The following is an 18,026-nucleotide window of genomic DNA, read 5'->3' on the forward strand; positions in this document are numbered from 1 at the left end:
GAGGTATTGTGCATGTCCACAAAAACGGTAAACTACCCTTGGTATAAAAAAGAAGACACAGATGCATTTTTTGCGCTCTTTCAAAATAACCTGGCAAATTTCGTCATCATCGCTGTTACCATGCTAGGCTTGGGCTTTCCTGCAAGCATTGTATTCGGAAAAGTCATTCCTGGTGCTGCAGTAGCCGTGATGGTCGGAAATCTCTATTATGCTTACATGGCAAACCGTCTTGCACAAAAAGAAGGCCGGACCGATGTGACCGCCCTCTCTTATGGGATAAGTACACCAGTCATGTTCGTCTTTTTATTTGGTGTTCTCGTTCCAGCCAAAACACTGACCAATGATCCTGAACTTGCATGGAAAATTGCAGTGGGAGCAGCTTTCCTGAGTGGACTTGTGGAAACCCTGGTAAGCTTTACAGGCAACTGGGTCCGTAATCAGCTTCCTAGAGCAGCGATGCTTGGTGCCCTTGCAGGGGTTGCCTTGACATTTATAGCAGGGGAAATGCTGTTCAACACCTTTTCCATCCCTGTAGTGGGTCTGGTTGCACTCGTCATTATCATCGTTGGGGTTGTCGGAAAGATGTCCATGCCGTTCAATATCCCATCCTCTTTATTTGCAGTTATCATCGGTACCATTCTTGCTTTCACTTTGGGCTATCAATCTCCCGGAAAAATAAGTGAAGGCCTTGCAAATATCGGCTTTTATCCATTATTGCCAACACTTGCAGCATTTGATGGAATGACTTACTTGTTCGGTGCTCTAATCGGCCTGTTAGCCATCATTCTACCAATCACTTTATATAATGCAATTGAAACGATGAACAATGTTGATGCCATGGCAGCTACAGGAGATTCCTATGACGTGCGTGAATGTCAGGCTGTGGATGGGGTAGGAACCATGCTTGGCGCAGTATTCGGTGGACTATTCCCTACAACCGTATATATCGCAACAGTCGGTTCGAAATGGATGGGAGCAGGTCGAGGCTACAGCATCCTGAATGCCCTTGTCTTTGGCGTAGCAGCGGTAACAGGCGTCATCGCTGCAATGGCCGCCATCATTCCATTAGCAGCCGTTGCTCCGATTCTTGTTTTCGTCGGAATATCCATGGTGGCTACAGCCTTTCAATCCAATGAGAAAAAATACTTCCCAGCAGTGGCAATTGCAACGCTCCCTTATTTTGCCAACTACGTGATGACACGCTTCAATAATGCTGCAGGAGAAGTGGTGGCAGGCATTTCTGAAGGAATCGTTCCACTCGGTCAAGGGGCGATGTTTACGGCAATTGTGATAGGCTCCATCACAGTTTATGTAATCGATCAGCAGTTCAGAAAAGCTGCCGTCTTTTCACTTGTTGGAGCACTTCTTTCTTTCGTTGGCTTCATGCATGCACCTAAGCTTGCATTCAACGCTTCACCGGAGTTTGCGCTCGGCTATATGCTTGTCTCTGTGTTCCTGGTCTATTGCGCCTATCAGCATGCTTCCAGTACAGTGAAGGCCGACAAAAAGATTCTAGTAAAACAACAGCATATCGCTTCTTAACCTGAATGGTACCTGACAGCTTCTCTTTTCTAAGAGGAGCTGTTTTTTGCTGATTTAAGAGGAGTGTTCATTGGTCGGGCACCGATTGGACATTTGTACATAGTATACCAAGTAGACCTACGCGAGAGGAGGAGAATTATGATAGCACATCGTTGGAATGGTCCATCTCCCTTGGCTTTCCGTTCTAGAGGATTAGGGTTTGGTGGCCCAGGTGGGTTTGGTGGCCCAGGCGGCTTTGGTGGTCCTGGCGGCTTTGGTGGTCCTGGCGGAATCGGTGGATTTGGCGGATTTGGATTTCCTCTAATTGGTGGATTAGTCGGAGGGCTTGTCGGCAGTGCACTTTTTAATCAATTTGGCGGGCCATTCGGTGGAGGATACGGAGGGTATCCCGTTGGATATGGTGGCTTCCCTGGTTATGGAGGTGGCCCTGGAATTGGCTTTGGTGGTCCCGGGTTCGCTGGCGGTGGTCCTGGGTTCGGTGGCGGTGGTCCCGGGTTCGGCGGCGGTGGTCCTGGGTTCGGCGGCGGTGGTCCCGGGTTCAGTGGCGGTGGTCCTGGGTTCGGTGGCGGTGGTCCCGGGTTCGGCGGCGGTGGTCCTGGGTTCGGCGGCGGATACGGACCAGGCTATGGGAACAGTTATGGAAATATAGAGAGTCCCAACTAACTCGTTGAATATATAGCAAGGTATGGAGAAGCATAGAAGTTACACAAAAAATATCTCTTATTTTAAAATTCTGAAAATATAACTCAACAAGACCAGTGCAATTGAACTGGTCTTCTTGAGTTATAGTAGGTATGAGACCACCATTCCACTTTCTTCACGTTTTCATGGTCTCAAAACCACTTTTTGAGACCACCATTCCACTTTCTTCACGTTTTCGTGGTATCAAAACCACTTTTTGAGACCACCATTCCATCTTCTTCACGTTTTCATGGTATCAAAACTGCTTTTTGAGACCACCATTCCACTTTCTTCGATTAAGTCCATATAATTGTGTAAAAAAAAAGAGTCATTTTATTCACTCTTGGCAACACTGTTTTCAACCACGATAAACAATGAAAAGAGGAATAAAGATGACTCAATTACAGTTTAACCTTAATGTTGACGTATTAAAAGAAGCTATTATGAATTCCAATCTTGATATGGTGATTAAATCAGCTATTGTATTGGTGTTGAACGAGTTTATGGAAAAGGAAAGGGATGAATTTTTACATGCTGCCCCATATGAACGTGCTGTTGAGCGCCGTGACTACCGAAACGGTTACTACGATCGCGAACTATTGATGAGCATTGGTAACATAACTTTGAAGGTTCCACGAACACGTAATGGGGAATTCTCTACTTCTGTTTTTGAAAAGTATGCCCGGTGTGACCAAGCCTTGGTGCTCTCCATGTTGGAGATGGTCATTAATGGAGTTTCCACTCGGAAAGTGACCAATATAGTAGAACAGCTTTGTGGTAAAAATGTATCCAAATCGTTTATCTCTTCACTTACGCAGAAGCTTGACCCTATAGTTAACGAATGGGCCACGCGGCCCTTGAATACAACGTACTACCCTTTTCTCTTTGTGGATGCAATGTATATAAAAGTGCGTGAACACCACCGTGTTGTCTCAAAAGCTGTTTATGTTGCGACGGCAATTACAGAGAAAAACACACGTGTAATACTTGGTTTGAGTGTTGACCATGTTGAAAGCTTCGAGAGCTGGAGCCGTTTCTTTCAACTTCTCAAGTCACGGGGTCTTCAGTCTCCAAAACTGGTCATTTCTGATGCCCATCAAGGACTCCAGAATGCAATACAACGCGAATTTATAGGAACTGCCTGGCAAAGGTGTAATGTTCATTTTAAACGAAATATTATCAATAAACTCCCTAAAAAGAATACCGCTGAGATTCGTACGATGATTAAACGAGTCTTTGATGCTGTCACGATTGAAGATGTTCGCCAATTTAAGGATGAATTGATGAGCCAGTTTGGGTCAGAGCCAAAGTTTGAAAAAGCTCTTGCCATTTTTGAAGATGGTTTCGAAGATACCATCCAATATATGAGCTTTCCACAAAATATCAGGTGCCACATCCGAAGCACAAACTCTTTAGAACGATTAAACCAAGAGATTCGCAGAAGAGAAAGGGTAATTCGTATTTTTCCGAATACCCAATCTGCTTATCGTTTAGTTGGTGCTGTTCTAATGTACTATCAGGAAACCATCTATTCGAAGAGAAAGACACTTCTTAGTAGATAGACCATAATCATTTTTTACTTCACTTCCATTATGGATAATTTCATATCTGGGAAGGGATGTCAAAGTGAAAAGCCTTTGACATCCCTTCCCAGATATGAAGAAAAAAATCCATGGAAGTTTCGCAAAAAAATAATAATAGTGGGTTGAAATCATTGCCTACAATTTTACACAATAACCAGGACTTGACTCTTTCTTCACGTTTTCAAGGTATCAAAACCACTTTTTGAGACCACCATTCCACTTTCTTCACGTTTTCGCGGTCTCAAAATCGCTTTTTGAGACCACCATTCACTTTCTTCACGTTTTCATGGTCTCAAAACCACTTTACCTGACATCGTTCCATCCAAAACCACTAAAAAAACCAGGTCCTCCCCCTCACAGAGAAAACCTGGCTCTTCATGCTCTACATTTTCATTTTTAATTGCTCAGATCCATAATGATCCTCATCATCCGCTTTCTTTTCCTTCAAAAACTCCTCAAGCTTCTTTTTACTTTTTCTTGAAGTTAATATATATAGAAAATCCTTTTCGCGAATGACGGTATCTCCAGATGGAGTCACAAGTATGCCCGAACGGATGATGGCATTGATCAGCGTGTTTTCAGGGAACTTGATATCCGCTAGAGACTGACCGATGATTTTTGCATTGTCCTCCACTTCCACCTCAATGATTTCCGCGTTAGCCTTTCCAATGGAAACGAGCTCCAGGGAATGAGGTGGCGAAACCTTCTTGGGACCCATCAGCTTCAGCTTTGCAGCAAGCATGGTGATGGTGGATCCCTGAACCAGGGTGGATGTCAATACAACGAAAAATACCACATTGAAAAATAGTTGGCTGTTCGGAATTCCTGCAAGCATCGGGAAAGTTGCAAGCACGATCGGTACCGCGCCGCGCAAACCTGCCCATGATAGGAATACCTTTTCTTTTGTATCAAAATCCATACCGATGGTGGATAGGAATACTGCCACGGGTCTTGCCACAAGAATAAGGACAAAGGAGATCAGCAGACCTTTTAGGATAATATCCAATTGAAACAGCTGTCCAGGGAATACCAATAGTCCCAGAATGATAAACATGAGTATCTGCATCATCCATGCGAATCCTTCGTTGAAACGGAAGATGGAGTGGCGATACGTCAGTTCACTATTTCCGATGATAAGAGCGGCCACATATACAGCAAGCAGGCCACTTGCCCCCATTAATGCTGCGGCACTATAAGTGAGCAACGCAAACGCCATTGCAAAGACCGGATATAGTCCACTCGAGTCAAGATTAATCGTGTTGATGGCATAGGAAGCAAACTTTCCTAACAGTAATCCAAGAAGTAATCCGATACCCATTTGCCAGAAAAAGTTGCCGATAAATCCGAGGTAGCTCGGTTCAGGTGCAAGTATCAGTTCGATGAATGCCAATGTCAGGAAGACAGCCATCGGATCATTGGTACCTGACTCCGCCTCAAGGGTCGCTCCCATGCGCTCTTTAATATTCTGCCCTTTCAACACTGCAAATACGGCTGCTGCATCTGTAGAACCAACGATGGCTCCGAACAGGAACGCCTCAAGCATCGTCACGTCCAATATAAGCTTTGCAGCCAATGCAACAATAGTTGTTGTCAGGATAACACCAAAGGTTGCCAATGATAAGGATGGGATGATGACAGGTTTCACTATCTTCCACTTGGTTTGCAAACCACCCTCGAACAGGATGATGACAAGGGCAAATACACCGATAAGCTGGGCGTATTTTGCATTATCAAAATAGATGAATCCAAGTCCGTCACTACCTGCTACCATCCCCACGATAATAAAGAGAACAAGCGCAGGAACACCCATTCTGGCAGAGAATTTTGTAGTCAGGACACCAACAATCAATAACATTGCAATCAATAAAATAAAATAGTCTACATTAAATGCTCCAGAAATCATCGTCTCCCCCCTTAAATCTATAAGTTCACATCAATCTTGACCAATGTGTTTTCAGCTTTATTGATTCCCAGATATCGAAGTGTCTCAGAAGGTGTTGTATGGTGGAAATACTTTTGAAGGATGGATATTGCAACACCGCTTTTATAAGCGTGATAGCCAAATGTTTTACGGAGCGTATGCGTCCCCACCTTTCCAGGCACACCTACTTCCTTGGCGGCATGGTTAATGATCCGATACGCCTGCTGGCGAGTTATGGGTAATGCACATTTTTTTGATTTAAAAAGATAATCATGCGGCTCCATCTCCACTGTTTGAAGATAGGAGGTCAATGCCTCTCTTACCTGATTGTTGATATAGATGGAAGGAGAATAATCATCATTGCCTGAGTAGAACTCCTTGATGCTTTCCTCTCCTTCCACCACATCCTGAACTTTAAGCTGAAGCAGCTCGCTTACACGAAGACCCATATTTATACCCATTACAAAAAATAGGTTATCCCTTAATGAATGCTTAAGAAGATACTCTTTCATCGCTTGTATATAGTGTTTATCCTTTAAGGCCTCCACATACTCCATTCCTAAAATACACCCCCCTAATGTTACTTAACTCCATTATAGCATATGTATATGTAACATTTTATTAATTTGCTCATTTCGAGATAAATAATTTTAGATAATTTAATTAACATCAGCCGTCTATTGATTAGCATAAAAAAGAAGCCCCTAAAATGAAAGGCTTCTTCTATCCTACAATCTATAAAAATAGTATTACTAGAGTTCCTACGATAAAGCAGTAGATGGAAAAGTAAACAAGATTCCCTTTTGCCATGATGTTCATGAACCATTTCAAAGAAAAATAAGAAGCAACCAGTGAACCTAGGAATGCCAATGTATACGGCAGGGCAAGTTCCCCTAGGTTCGGGGTATTAATGAGATCGGAAACTGCTAAAATGATGCTTCCCACACTGACAGGAATGAATAGCAGAAACGAGAATTTTAATGCTGTTTCCTGCTTCATGCCAAGACCCATTGCGGCAACAATGGTCGCACCTGATCTGCTGATTCCCGGAATCAGGGCAACAGCCTGGGCCAAACCGATGATGATGGCATCTTTTAGGGATAGCTCCGCATCATTCTTTCTGCCTCGCAGATTTCGGATCAGGAACAAGGCAACCCCTGTTACAAGAAGGGTTACTCCAATTATCTTAATGTTATCATCGAGCTGTGCAGCAATCCAATCACCAAACAGCACGCCAATGACACCTGCTGGAATGGTTGCAATAATAAGATATACCGAGAATCGGAAATCAGCCTTATCCGCTTCATCCCTTTTAACCAAATACCTTGTTGCACCAAAGAAAAGCTGGGAGATGGATTCGCGATAAATAATCAGGATAGCCAGCAATGATGCAAAGTTCACGACAATTTCAAATGTCAACCCTTCCAGTCTCATACCTAACAGTTCTTGTAGAATCATTACATGACCACTTGATGAAATGGGAATTGGCTCGGTGATCCCCTGGAAAATACCTAAAAGCAAATATTTAAACAACAACAATATTTCTTCCATGATTAATAAACCTCAATTTCGTAAGATGATAAAAATTAAATATAACACATAAGCGACGGCTAGGATACTACCCTCTATTTTACCAATTCGGTATCTTGTACGAGAAAATATTAGCAGCACAACAGTCAGGAATAGCATAATAAAGACATCCATAAAAATTTTACTATTGACGGGTAAAGGGGCGATGACAGATGATGCACCAAGTACAAAGAGGATGTTGAATATATTGCTTCCTACAATGTTTCCAAGGGCGATTTCGCTCTGCCTTTTTATTGCAGCCGTTATGGAAGTGACCAGCTCAGGAAGGGATGTTCCTACAGCGACAATTGTCAGACCCACCAATGTTTCACTCATACCAAGGGAGACAGCAATTTCCGTACTGTTTCGGACGACCAATTCCCCGCCAAAGATAATGGCGGCAAGACCAAGTAAGGTTCTGACTGCATTTTTTCCCCAAGGACTTTTTTCTGTTGCTTCAACGGATTCCATTTGATCCCGATTATTTCTGGCAACTTCGAAAATATAATACATGAATACCGTGAATATCAATAGAAAAATAAAGCCATCACTTCTCGTTATCAGGTTCGAACTAAATCCCTGTAACGCAATGTCACTGATGACTACAAGCAATACCATACTTCCCAACAGGGTGAATGGTATTTCCTTTCGGATAGTGGCACTCTCTACCTTCAAGGGATTTATCAGCGCTGTAATACCTACTACGAGCGTGATGTTGAATATATTACTTCCAATAACATTTCCAAGTGAAACTTCGGCACTGCCATCAAGGGCTGCCAGAATACTGACCGTCGCCTCCGGAGAGCTTGTCCCGAAAGCAACGATGGTAAGTCCGATCAAGAGCGGAGAAACTCGCAGAAGAGATGCTATTTTGGACGCACCTTCCACGAAAAAATCCGCTCCTTTAATTAATAATGCAAAGCCTACTACAAGAAGTACATATGTCATAACATTCGATTCCTTTTCTTTGTATTAGTTGGTAAGTTTCGACCTTTGTACGAGCTGCTCAAACCTTTCTTTTGTTTCGGACTCCGATTTAGCATTAATGAATATGTGTTCGTCTCCTACTGCCACATACACATATGGGGCATTTCCTTTATATATGTACAATAGGCTGTTGCCGTATCCCTTGACTATAAAATGCCCTTTTGACATCGTCTGCATTCCAAAACCATTTTTCCGTACTTCCACCTTTGGCATTTCCTGTAGAAGCTCCACTCTTTGTACATCCTCATAGCGCCATTCACCACCGTAGACACCAGTTACTTCAAAAGTATCATCCTTATGCACCAACTGAAAATCCTGATAGCCTATAAAGGTCAGAACACTCACAAACCCGATTGTAACGATGAATATGGATGAACTGATGAAATAGCTTTTCTTCCTCTTTGCTGCCACTTCATACTTTGACAGGTAGATGAACCCGCCGAGCAGCAAGACAAGCATGAAAACAATCTGAACTTCCAAAGCGTAGGCAAAATCCGTGAATAGCAGAGGCATCAAGATCAGCATACCCAGGCCTGTAACCATCAGCATTTTACCTGCATTTTGAGGATAGCCATTTTGAATCAACTGCTTTTTCTCTGCTTCAGGCCGTGAATGGAAATTGGAGATAAGTCCGTATGCCTTTTTGAAAAGAATTAACCATCCCAATCCTAAAAATATCAGTGCAACCGAAAATTGAATGAAAAATAACGTCCACATTAGCCCCACACCTTTCATACATTGCCGAACACACCTATCTTCTCATTTAAAGTTTATGCTTTTCACAATAATTTTTGCAAGTTTCTAACTTTACAGAGCGTCTATTACTCCTAATATCACAATATCCTAATAGTAAGAAAGGGGGACTGTATGATCAACATGAGTATAGCAGCTTTATTCATCCCATTTTTAATTCTTGTTTTATTGGGTATCTGTCTTTTCATGGCAGGAAGCTATGCAAGAAAAACTACTTCAGAAAAAAGTCGAGGTGCAAGCATGATTAGAGTGGTATATTACTATTTAATCCTATTTATGACCTTAATGATGACCATCGGAGGTAGTGTCGCAGCCTTCATGGCAATCGCTGATATCGTTTCGCCACCAAGCTATTATCAAAGCTTTATGGAATACAAGGAAATGAAAATTGCCAACAAGACCAAATATGATGAAAACGGAAAACCGATTTCCACCCCGGAAATAGACGAAGAGGACTTGCTTAAGGAGTACGATATGGTGGTGAAACAGGATAAAGAGCGCAACAAGGAAAGAGCCTGGAACACACTGATTAAAAGCTTCGGCTGGATCGTCATTCCTCTTCCGATCTTCATCTTCTACCAACGGAAAATCCGCAGTTCCAAGGAGTAAGTCTCACTCTTAGCCTCCCACCACATCGTGGAGAGGTCTTTTTTATGTTCCCAAACCTAATACCTGATTCTTTCTTCATAAAAAATTTACAAAAAAAACGTATTGACGAACAAGAAAAAGGGGAGTAAATTATAATACATCATACAGAAACATATAAACCTATTGCTTAATCTTTTAAGAGCGGGGGAACCATATTGATAATGGACTTTTTCATTATCTTGGGGTGAATCGCAGACATGCGAAGAGGACTCTCATCCTCTAATCCGACAGCTAACCTCGTAAGCTTATTGAGAGAAGGGTCTAATTTATGAACGAGTCAGACCATTCTTTGTGTTGTCAAGGAATGGTCTTTTTATGTTCAAAGGGAGAAGGAACTATCATGAAAAAGCAGTTTGTCGTAATTGGATTAGGACGATTCGGAGGCAGCATCGTAGAAGAGTTTTCCACTCTGGGTGTTGAGGTGCTTGCAATCGACAAAGACGAGGAAAACATCAATAAGATCAGTCCTTATGCGACCCATGCTGTACAAGCCAATGCAATCGATGAGGCCACTCTGAATTCGCTTGGCATACGGAACTTCGATCACGCTATCGTATCCATGGGGGATGATATCGAATCCAGCATCCTCTGTAGCCTCCTGTTAAAAGAGATGGGACTAAAAAAAGTGTGGGTAAAAGCAAACAATAAATATCACCAAAAGGTTCTTGAAAAAATTGGAGTCGACCGCATCATCCAGCCGGAGCGCGATATGGCAAAAAGAATTGCTCACCATGTCGTCTCCGATAAAATTATCGACTACATCGAGCTTTCGGATAACCATTGTATTGCAGAATTATATGCAACCCAAAAGGTTGCAAATAGGAATTTGATGGAGCTGGATATACGTGCAAAGTATGGCTGTACCTTGATTGGAATACAGCGAGACGGTGACATCATTCTTTCTCCGGCGGCAGATGAAGTGATCCGCCAAGGAGATTTGATGATCATTCTAGGAAGAAATGAAGATATCCACCGTTTTGAGGAGACTGGAGTGTAAAGCATGCGTAACCTGAGTATTAAACTGAGTCCGCCTCAATTGCTCATTCTCGTTTTCATCGTTTTTGTTTTTATCGGATCCATTCTGCTTATGCTCCCGGTTTCCACTACCGAGCGCATATCATTCATCGATGCCTTGTTTACTGCCATGTCAGCCATGACAGTCACAGGGTTGGTTGTGGTGGATACCGCTTCCGTTTATACAGTATTTGGGCAGGTCATCATCATGGCTTTAATTCAATTGGGCGGGATCGGAATCATGACATTTGCCGTCCTCATTTTCATGATGCTCGGCAAAAAAATCGGTTTTCAGGAAAGATTGCTTCTGCAACAAGCATTGAATCAGACTTCTGTAGGGGGGATTATTCTCCTTGTTCGAAGGATTGTCATCTTCTCTTTGTTGATAGAAGGAATAGCTGCACTCTTATTGTCCTATCGCTGGGTACCGGAATATGGGTGGGGACAAGGCATCTATTTGAGTATTTTTCACTCCATTTCTGCCTTTAACAATGCTGGATTTGCTTTATGGGCCGACGGCTTGACCCAATACGTCGGAGATCCTGTAATAAATATCGTCATATCCTTCCTTTTTATCATTGGAGGGATTGGATTCACTGTTCTTACGGATTTATGGTACACAAAAGAATTCAGGAAGCTTTCCTTGCACACGAAGATTATGCTGTTTGGGACACTTGGGATCAACCTGTTGGCCATGCTTGTCATTTTTTCACTGGAATACTTCAACCCGGACACATTAGCTAATCTGACCTTTATGGAGAAACTCTGGGCCTCCTATTTCCAAGCGGTTACAACAAGGACAGCCGGATTCAATTCAATTGACATAGGGGCGATGGAGAGTTCATCCATCCTATTTATGATACTGCTGATGTTCATTGGGGCAGGAAGCACATCAACCGGAGGGGGGATAAAGCTCACAACCTTTCTCATTATTATTCTGGCGGTCATCACCTTTATAAAAGGCAAACAGGAAATTGTCCTTTTTAAAAGATCCATCCATGAAAAATATGTGTTTAAGTCGCTTGCAATCACGATCATCAGTCTTCTATTCGTCTTTTTATCTTTATTCATCTTAACGATCACAGAAAAAATGGACTTTCTTCTATTATTATTTGAAGTGGTTTCCGCTTTCGGAACTGTCGGACTTTCCATGGGAATCACAGCTGATCTCACCCAAATTGGAAAAGCGGTCATCATTTTCATCATGCTGCTTGGGAAGCTCGGTCCGCTGACCCTTGCCTATTCCCTGGCAAAACCAGCCCGTGCTAAGATTCGCTACCCTAACGAAGATCTGTTGACAGGATGATAAAAAAAATGCTCCCTTTGCCGGGAGCATTTTTTTGTATCGGATTTTCACATCAAAAAAGCGATTCCTCAATAGAATCGCTTTCTGAATCCTTCTTCAATCAGATACTGCTTTGCTTCATTATAGGAAGGAAAAGTACCGTCCAAGTTTGGACCTGCGTAGACATTCCACATATCATCCTCTAACACCAGCATAAGCGTCTGATTTTCGTCATTCGCCCACTTCTCATCTTCAAAAGCCTCCGCTTCATCGGACACTTCCGGGTTGGTTTCCACACTCAAAACCTCGATTGCTTTTCCGATAACCTCTTTTAACTCTTCTTCGGAAAATTCGCGGATATTGACCATGCCTTTTTCATCCGTCCGATATCCCTTGATCCCCTTGGCATAAACAAATCCATTGCCGTTTGGATGCAGGTGATACACTACATTTTTCTTGTCACTCAAGCTTTCCTCGAATTGAAAATTGACACGTTTCAAAGATACGTCTTTACGTTCTAGCTCCGGAAAGGATTCGATAATTGCAAGTTTTTGTTCGAAAGTTAACATAATGCCTCCAAGAAGATATATTTAAACATTGCACCATTATAACATTAGATCATTGTTTCTCAAAAAAGATTATGCGAACACATATTTCCGGGTTCTCAACTGAACATTCAATACAATACCTATCGCAATCATATAGGTTAGGAGCGAACTTCCCCCATAGCTGAAGAATGGAAGCGGAATACCCGTAATCGGCAAGAGACCAACTGTCATCCCGATATTTTGGAAGACCTGGAACGTAATCATCCCAATGATTCCCGTACAAAGATAACTGCCAAAGGTATCATGGCATTGCAAGGCAACGAATGTAATCTTATACAATAGCAGAAAGAACAGCGATAATACGACCGTCGTCCCCATAAACCCGAACTGATTGGCAATAGCGGCAAAGATAAAGTCGGTATGTGCTTCAGGAAGATAGACATTCATCGAGCCATATCCGGCACCCGTATACTCGCCTGATCCGATCGCCAGCAGGGAACGAACCAACTGGAACCCCTGTTCATCCTGATATTCATATGGATTCAGCCAGCCATAGAATCGGTCAAGCTGATATTCAGGAATGAAATACGTATGAAAAAACTCAGGAAACTGGATGAAAATATAGATAAATATTGCGGCAAAGCCCACGCCGATGGAGATAAGTCCAACAATAATGCTCCAGCGTATACCTGACACCAATACCAAAGCAGCAATAATGGAGAGGTACACCATGGTTGTCCCCATGTCAGGTTGCCTCATCAAAAGAAGGACAGGCACGAGGGAGGCAGCAGCCATCTTGAAAAGAAGATAAAAACTATCTCTCACTTCAGGATTCTCGTATTTGGTGCGGTGGTCTGCAATTATTTTACTTAATACCAGAATAAGCGCTATTTTCATTAATTCAGAAGGCTGGATATTCCCAAGGCCCGGGATACTGTACCAGCTTCTTGCACCTTTTATTTCAAGCGTACCCGGAAAGTTCAATTCCAATCCTATTAAAAAGAAGATACCGATTCCATAAGTGATCCATGCAAGATTTCGAAGGTAATCAAAGTGGATAAGCAGTGATATGCCTATCCCGACTGTTCCTACCAAAAACCAGACAAGCTGCTTTTCCATGAAATTTATACCTTGCAGCGCCTTAGGCAAGGTCGGTTCAATACTATCGAGTGCAATTAAGCTTGCAAGCACCATCATGATCATCAAAAAAATGAGCGTGACATCTAATTGTTGTTTATCTTTATAATCCACATTCTTCTACTCCATTTTCAGCAAATAATTAGTATAATATCACTTCATCTATTATTATCTAATAATATAGTACATACCTACAGTCTGTATTGTTTTCTTATCGAATAAATCATATTCGAGTATCGGGGTGTAGTCAATCATTTTACTATCATTTTATATATGTAGTTTTAGCCAAAAGAAAGTATTCTTTATAAGGGAATGGGGAAATTACTACTATTATATCTTAGGAGGCAACAAACTTGATTATTGCATTATTATTTTTCCTTTTTATATCGTTTTTTCTCTCGGGCAGTGAAACAGCCTTGACCGCCGTAAATAAGATGAAAGTACATACACAGGCGGAGAACAATGATCCACGTTCAAAAAAACTGTTGAAGCTGATTTCAAAGCCTGATGAATTCATTACCGCCATTCTCATCGGTAATAACATAGCCAACATCATGCTTCCTACACTCGTTACGTTGATAGCGATCCAATATGAAGTCAACATCGGAGTTGCGACTGCCATATTGACGGTGGTCATCATTATTTTTGCAGAAGTGCTGCCAAAGTCCATCGCAGCAACGTTTGCCAACCGCGTAGCTTACATAGTATCACCTGTGATTTCCGTATTGCTAATCGTTCTGAAACCATTGATATTTCTCCTCTCCCTTTTCACCAACTCTGTTATCAGGATGCTTTCAAGGGGAATGATCCAAGAAGCCACCCTTTCAAAAGAAGAGCTGAAGACCATGGTGGACATCGGATTAACGGAAGGAACCTTTTATCAGGAAGAATCCCAAATAATCAAAGGCGCTATCGATTTCCATACAAAAGATGTCCGGGATGCTCTGAAGACCCCACGAATCGAAATTCATGGTCTGCCCTGTGAGGTGACATTTGAAGAAGCCAGGAATTTTGTCATGGATAGTAGCTATACCAGATATCCAGTCTATAAAGATAATATGGATAATATCGTAGGTGTTTTTCATGCAAAATTGCTGCTCAACTGGTCCCTTGAACCAGATTTGACTATTAGGGATTTTATGGACAAAAGCCCCCTTTTCGTAGCTGAATCCACCAATATTGAAAAAGTGTTCAAGATGATGCTGAAGGAAAAGAAGCACTTGGCCATTGTCATTGATGAATATGGAGGAACAACGGGTATTATTAGCCATGAGGATATCATTGAGGCGATGATTGGATTGGAAATTGAAGATGAAACAGATGAAGACAGCGACATACTGATTGATGAATTGACTGAAAATCAGATCATCTGCCATGGGAAGATAGCAATCAGACGTTTTAACGAAGTTTTCAAAACGAAGGTACCTGAAGACGAGGATACGATTGCCGGATTTTTCTTTAAAGAAATTGGTCATATCCCTGAGGTTGGCGAAACAATGGTATACCACCATCTGCATTTTGAAGTGGTTGTCATGGAGGATAATGTGCTAAAGCAGGTGAAAGTCACAAAGAAAATCAAGAAGCCAACTGATTCCCATTAAAAGAAGAAAGGAGCCAATATATCAGTTGGCTCCTTTCTTTTGGGTTTAGAACGTATGAGCTAGATCCTTTGCACGTGCAATCGCATCTTCTTTGATTTCCTGTGCTTTATCAGGCATTGCGGCATGTCCTTCGACAAACAGGCCTTCAAATGATGGAACGCCAAAGAATTGCATGAGAACAGTTAAATAACGATGTCCCATTTCCATTCCTGCAGCAGGACCCTCGGAATAGATTCCGCCGCGCGCTTGAATGTGAAGGGCTTTTTTATCCGTTAGTAGACCAACAGGACCTTCCGCTGTATATTTAAACGATTTTCCAGCCACTGATACAGAATCGAGATACGCCTTCATAACTGGAGGAAATGAGAAATTCCATAACGGTGTAACAAACACATACTTGTCTGCAGCAATAAATTGCTCGGTCAGTTCCGAAAGACGGCTGACCTTCGCTTTTTCTTCCTCGGACAGCTCTTCAAATCCTTTTCCGGATTGAAGCTTTCCCCATCCACTGAACACGTCAACATCAATTTGAGGTATATTCTCACGATATAGGTCAAGATGAATTACTTCATCACTCTGGTTTGCTTCCTTGTACGTATCAATAAAAGCTTTTCCCACCGCCATACTGTAGGATTGTGTATCGTCATGCGGATGTGCCGTGATGTATAAAACTTTAGCCATTTTAAATCTATCCCTTCCATGTAAGAAATTTGATAGTTTAGTTTGCCTTAAAACGCAAAAATTAACAACTATCTTGAATGAATTTATTTTTAATTCGAGATAATAATATTAAATATATCTTTCAGATGCAAGTTATTTGTTTCTATATAAAAAAAAGACTTGCCCAAAAGACAAATCCCTACCAATTATTCCTCATTTTGTAGTACAAACGGATTAGCTGCAATATTCTTTCTCATTTCATCCGTTACGATCAACGTTTCATTTTCCGATAAAGGATCTTGATTCCCGATTACCGCTTGAACGCTGCCATCATAGTGATTAGGCTTATTTTCCATTCCACTCACCTCCATCTTTGTAATGGTTAGTATATACTTTATTGTAAAATGAATTCCATCATTACGAAAGGTGTTTTTGGTATTTTTTTCAGAAAAGATGTGATTTTTTACCCATTTTTCCAAAGTAGATAATTTTGGACCATTTTCTCTTGTGGATATCCACGAAAATTTTAATATATCCACGAATCCGTGGGCGATATCAACGAAAAAAATATTTTATCAATGAAAATGTCATTATATCCACGAAAACATGGTGGATATCGATAAACCGCATATTACGACATACTACGCAACTTTTCATGACCTACCACTATACAAAAAAGCCCCGTTTTCCATGAAAACGGGGCTCTGACCTTAATATCATCTATTTTCAGATAAAGCTCCTAGCTGCAAGGCTACCTGCTTTACCTGGTGATTTTCCATCTCAAGAATTGTCCAGGTGTTGTTATCATGCTCGAAGGTATCAACATTCTCCTCTTCGGCATTCTGCAATTGTACTTGAATCCACCCGCCGATTGTATCAATATCCTCGCTCTCTTCGAATATGATATCAAATTCATTTTCGATTTCCGAAAGCAATACTCGTCCGTTGATATGATATAGACCTTCACCATGCTGGTCAATCTCTGGAACTTCATCTGCATCAAACTCATCGCGGATTTCCCCAACGATTTCTTCAAGAATATCTTCCATTGTAAGGATACCAGCTGTACCCCCATACTCATCAATAACAAGCGCGATATGAACCTGCTCTTCCTGCATCTTTAATAGGGCATCCTGCAAAGAAGTGTACTCGTGAATAAGTGGAAGTTCATGAAGGAAATCTTTTAATTGGCCTTCACGACCTGCTGCAATGCTTGTCAGCATTTCTTTCACGTTCACAAATCCAATGATACTATCCTTATCCCCATCATCAGTAACAGGGTAGCGGGTATATTGGTGCTCATCAAGGATGGCAATAATCTCTTCACGGGTAAACGCTTGTGATAAAGTGATTATCTGAACTCGAGGGACCATAATGTCCTTTGCAACTCTTTCATCAAATGTAAAAATATTTTCCATATAGGAAAGTTCTGTCTGATTAATCTCTCCGCTTTCAAAGCTTTGCGCCATAATAATTCTCAATTCTTCCTCTGAGTGAGCTTGTTCATGATTTGCAGGCTGCACACCAAAAATACGAAGCAGGATACGCGCTGAACCATTCAAAGTCCATATGAATGGATACATCAGCTTACCAAACCAATATAGTGGTGAAGCAAATAGCAGTGTCATTTTCTCAGCATATTGTATAGCCAAAGTCTTTGGAGCAAGTTCCCCTACTACAACGTGTAAAAATGTTACTAGTGAGTAGGCTACTGCATATGATATTACACTTATCATGGAAGGTGATACTCCGAGACTTTCAAGGAAAGGATAAATAAGGGCTTCTACTGTCGGTTTACCTAACATACCTAAACCTAATGCTGTTACTGTAATACCCAGTTGACAGGCTGATAAATAGTAATCCAGATCATGGATCAATTTTTTTGCCCTAACCGCTTTCTTGTTTCCTTCTGCTATCAATTGATCGATTCGAGACATACGTACTTTAACTACTGCAAACTCAGATCCTACGAAGAATGCCGTTAGTGCAATTAACAAAGCTACTAAAAGCAAGTTTATAATCGTTATACTGTCCAATTGGTTCCCTCTATTTTGAGGGATTCACCTCCGTGAAATTTTAATTTTTACTTTCCAATGA

General features: G+C 41.6%; 17 protein-coding genes and 1 riboswitch. Of the genes, 7 read left to right on the forward strand and 10 right to left on the reverse strand.

Annotated features, from left to right (window positions below; all coding sequences use genetic code 11):
* Nucleotides 1-12: 12 nt before the first annotated feature.
* From ABN702_RS14345 to ABN702_RS14355, 3 genes are all read left to right on the forward strand, one after another.
* Nucleotides 13-1,542, forward strand: coding sequence for an NCS2 family permease (locus ABN702_RS14345; protein ID WP_417897489.1), 1,530 nt, complete (start codon nucleotides 13-15; stop codon nucleotides 1,540-1,542).
* Nucleotides 1,543-1,680: 138 nt separating this feature from the next.
* Nucleotides 1,681-2,205 carry a hypothetical protein gene (locus tag ABN702_RS14350; RefSeq protein ID WP_417897490.1) on the forward strand — a complete coding sequence of 175 codons (525 nt, stop codon included), beginning with the start codon at nucleotides 1,681-1,683 and terminating at the stop codon, nucleotides 2,203-2,205.
* A 410-nt stretch (nucleotides 2,206-2,615) separates the two neighbouring features.
* Nucleotides 2,616-3,785 (forward strand): IS256 family transposase, encoded by a 1,170-nt coding sequence (locus ABN702_RS14355; protein ID WP_417897491.1) that lies wholly within the window; start codon nucleotides 2,616-2,618, stop codon nucleotides 3,783-3,785.
* A gap of 403 nt (nucleotides 3,786-4,188) precedes the next feature.
* Here the strand turns inward: ABN702_RS14355 and ABN702_RS14360 are convergent, their stop codons facing one another.
* The 5 genes from ABN702_RS14360 to ABN702_RS14380 all read right to left on the reverse strand — a co-directional run bounded on the left by ABN702_RS14360 (nucleotide 4,189) and on the right by ABN702_RS14380 (nucleotide 9,000).
* Nucleotides 4,189-5,709 (reverse strand): potassium/proton antiporter, encoded by a 1,521-nt coding sequence (locus ABN702_RS14360; protein WP_417897492.1) that lies wholly within the window; start codon nucleotides 5,707-5,709, stop codon nucleotides 4,189-4,191.
* 17 nt (nucleotides 5,710-5,726) lie between these two features.
* Nucleotides 5,727-6,284 carry a tyrosine-type recombinase/integrase gene (locus ABN702_RS14365; protein WP_417897493.1) on the reverse strand — a complete coding sequence of 186 codons (558 nt, stop codon included), beginning with the start codon at nucleotides 6,282-6,284 and terminating at the stop codon, nucleotides 5,727-5,729.
* Nucleotides 6,285-6,462: 178 nt separating this feature from the next.
* Nucleotides 6,463-7,278: an undecaprenyl-diphosphate phosphatase gene (locus tag ABN702_RS14370; protein WP_417897494.1), complete on the reverse strand. Its 816-nt coding sequence runs from the start codon at nucleotides 7,276-7,278 to the stop codon at nucleotides 6,463-6,465.
* Nucleotides 7,279-7,290: 12 nt separating this feature from the next.
* Nucleotides 7,291-8,244, reverse strand: coding sequence for a calcium/sodium antiporter (locus ABN702_RS14375; RefSeq protein WP_417897495.1), 954 nt, complete (start codon nucleotides 8,242-8,244; stop codon nucleotides 7,291-7,293).
* A gap of 24 nt (nucleotides 8,245-8,268) precedes the next feature.
* Entirely contained in the window at nucleotides 8,269-9,000 is a 732-nt protein-coding gene (locus ABN702_RS14380) for a DUF3784 domain-containing protein (RefSeq protein ID WP_417897496.1), read from the reverse strand.
* A gap of 150 nt (nucleotides 9,001-9,150) precedes the next feature.
* On the opposite strand from ABN702_RS14380, the gene ABN702_RS14385 reads away from it, so the two are divergent.
* From ABN702_RS14385 to ABN702_RS14395, 3 genes are all read left to right on the forward strand, one after another.
* Complete coding sequence (locus tag ABN702_RS14385; RefSeq protein ID WP_417897497.1) at nucleotides 9,151-9,645, forward strand: hypothetical protein; 495 nt, start codon at nucleotides 9,151-9,153, stop codon at nucleotides 9,643-9,645.
* A gap of 153 nt (nucleotides 9,646-9,798) precedes the next feature.
* Nucleotides 9,799-9,944: riboswitch (cyclic di-AMP (ydaO/yuaA leader) on the forward strand.
* 80 nt (nucleotides 9,945-10,024) lie between these two features.
* Entirely contained in the window at nucleotides 10,025-10,681 is a 657-nt protein-coding gene (locus ABN702_RS14390; protein ID WP_417897498.1) for a potassium channel family protein, read from the forward strand.
* A gap of 3 nt (nucleotides 10,682-10,684) precedes the next feature.
* Nucleotides 10,685-12,004 carry a TrkH family potassium uptake protein gene (locus tag ABN702_RS14395; RefSeq protein WP_417897499.1) on the forward strand — a complete coding sequence of 440 codons (1,320 nt, stop codon included), beginning with the start codon at nucleotides 10,685-10,687 and terminating at the stop codon, nucleotides 12,002-12,004.
* 68 nt (nucleotides 12,005-12,072) lie between these two features.
* On the opposite strand, the gene ABN702_RS14400 is transcribed toward ABN702_RS14395, so the two are convergent.
* Together ABN702_RS14400 and ABN702_RS14405 are read right to left on the reverse strand one after the other, a co-directional pair.
* Nucleotides 12,073-12,552 (reverse strand): hypothetical protein, encoded by a 480-nt coding sequence (locus ABN702_RS14400; protein ID WP_417897500.1) that lies wholly within the window; start codon nucleotides 12,550-12,552, stop codon nucleotides 12,073-12,075.
* Nucleotides 12,553-12,621: 69 nt separating this feature from the next.
* A complete protein-coding gene (locus ABN702_RS14405) occupies nucleotides 12,622-13,734 on the reverse strand; it encodes an FtsW/RodA/SpoVE family cell cycle protein (RefSeq protein WP_417900919.1) in 1,113 nt (370 codons plus the stop codon).
* 287 nt (nucleotides 13,735-14,021) lie between these two features.
* Between ABN702_RS14405 and ABN702_RS14410 the strand changes: the two genes are divergently transcribed.
* Nucleotides 14,022-15,269: a hemolysin family protein gene (locus ABN702_RS14410; RefSeq protein ID WP_417897501.1), complete on the forward strand. Its 1,248-nt coding sequence runs from the start codon at nucleotides 14,022-14,024 to the stop codon at nucleotides 15,267-15,269.
* A 45-nt stretch (nucleotides 15,270-15,314) separates the two neighbouring features.
* Here the strand turns inward: ABN702_RS14410 and ABN702_RS14415 are convergent, their stop codons facing one another.
* The 3 genes from ABN702_RS14415 to ABN702_RS14425 all read right to left on the reverse strand — a co-directional run bounded on the left by ABN702_RS14415 (nucleotide 15,315) and on the right by ABN702_RS14425 (nucleotide 17,965).
* Nucleotides 15,315-15,950 carry an FMN-dependent NADH-azoreductase gene (locus ABN702_RS14415; RefSeq protein ID WP_417897502.1) on the reverse strand — a complete coding sequence of 212 codons (636 nt, stop codon included), beginning with the start codon at nucleotides 15,948-15,950 and terminating at the stop codon, nucleotides 15,315-15,317.
* Between the two features lie 185 nt (nucleotides 15,951-16,135).
* Entirely contained in the window at nucleotides 16,136-16,285 is a 150-nt protein-coding gene (locus ABN702_RS14420; protein WP_417897503.1) for a hypothetical protein, read from the reverse strand.
* A gap of 360 nt (nucleotides 16,286-16,645) precedes the next feature.
* Entirely contained in the window at nucleotides 16,646-17,965 is a 1,320-nt protein-coding gene (locus tag ABN702_RS14425) for a hemolysin family protein (protein WP_417897504.1), read from the reverse strand.
* Nucleotides 17,966-18,026 lie beyond the last annotated feature (61 nt).

It is taken from the genome of Bacillus haimaensis (assembly GCF_048270625.1).
Lineage (GTDB): Bacteria > Bacillota > Bacilli > Bacillales > Bacillaceae_I > Sutcliffiella_A > Sutcliffiella_A haimaensis.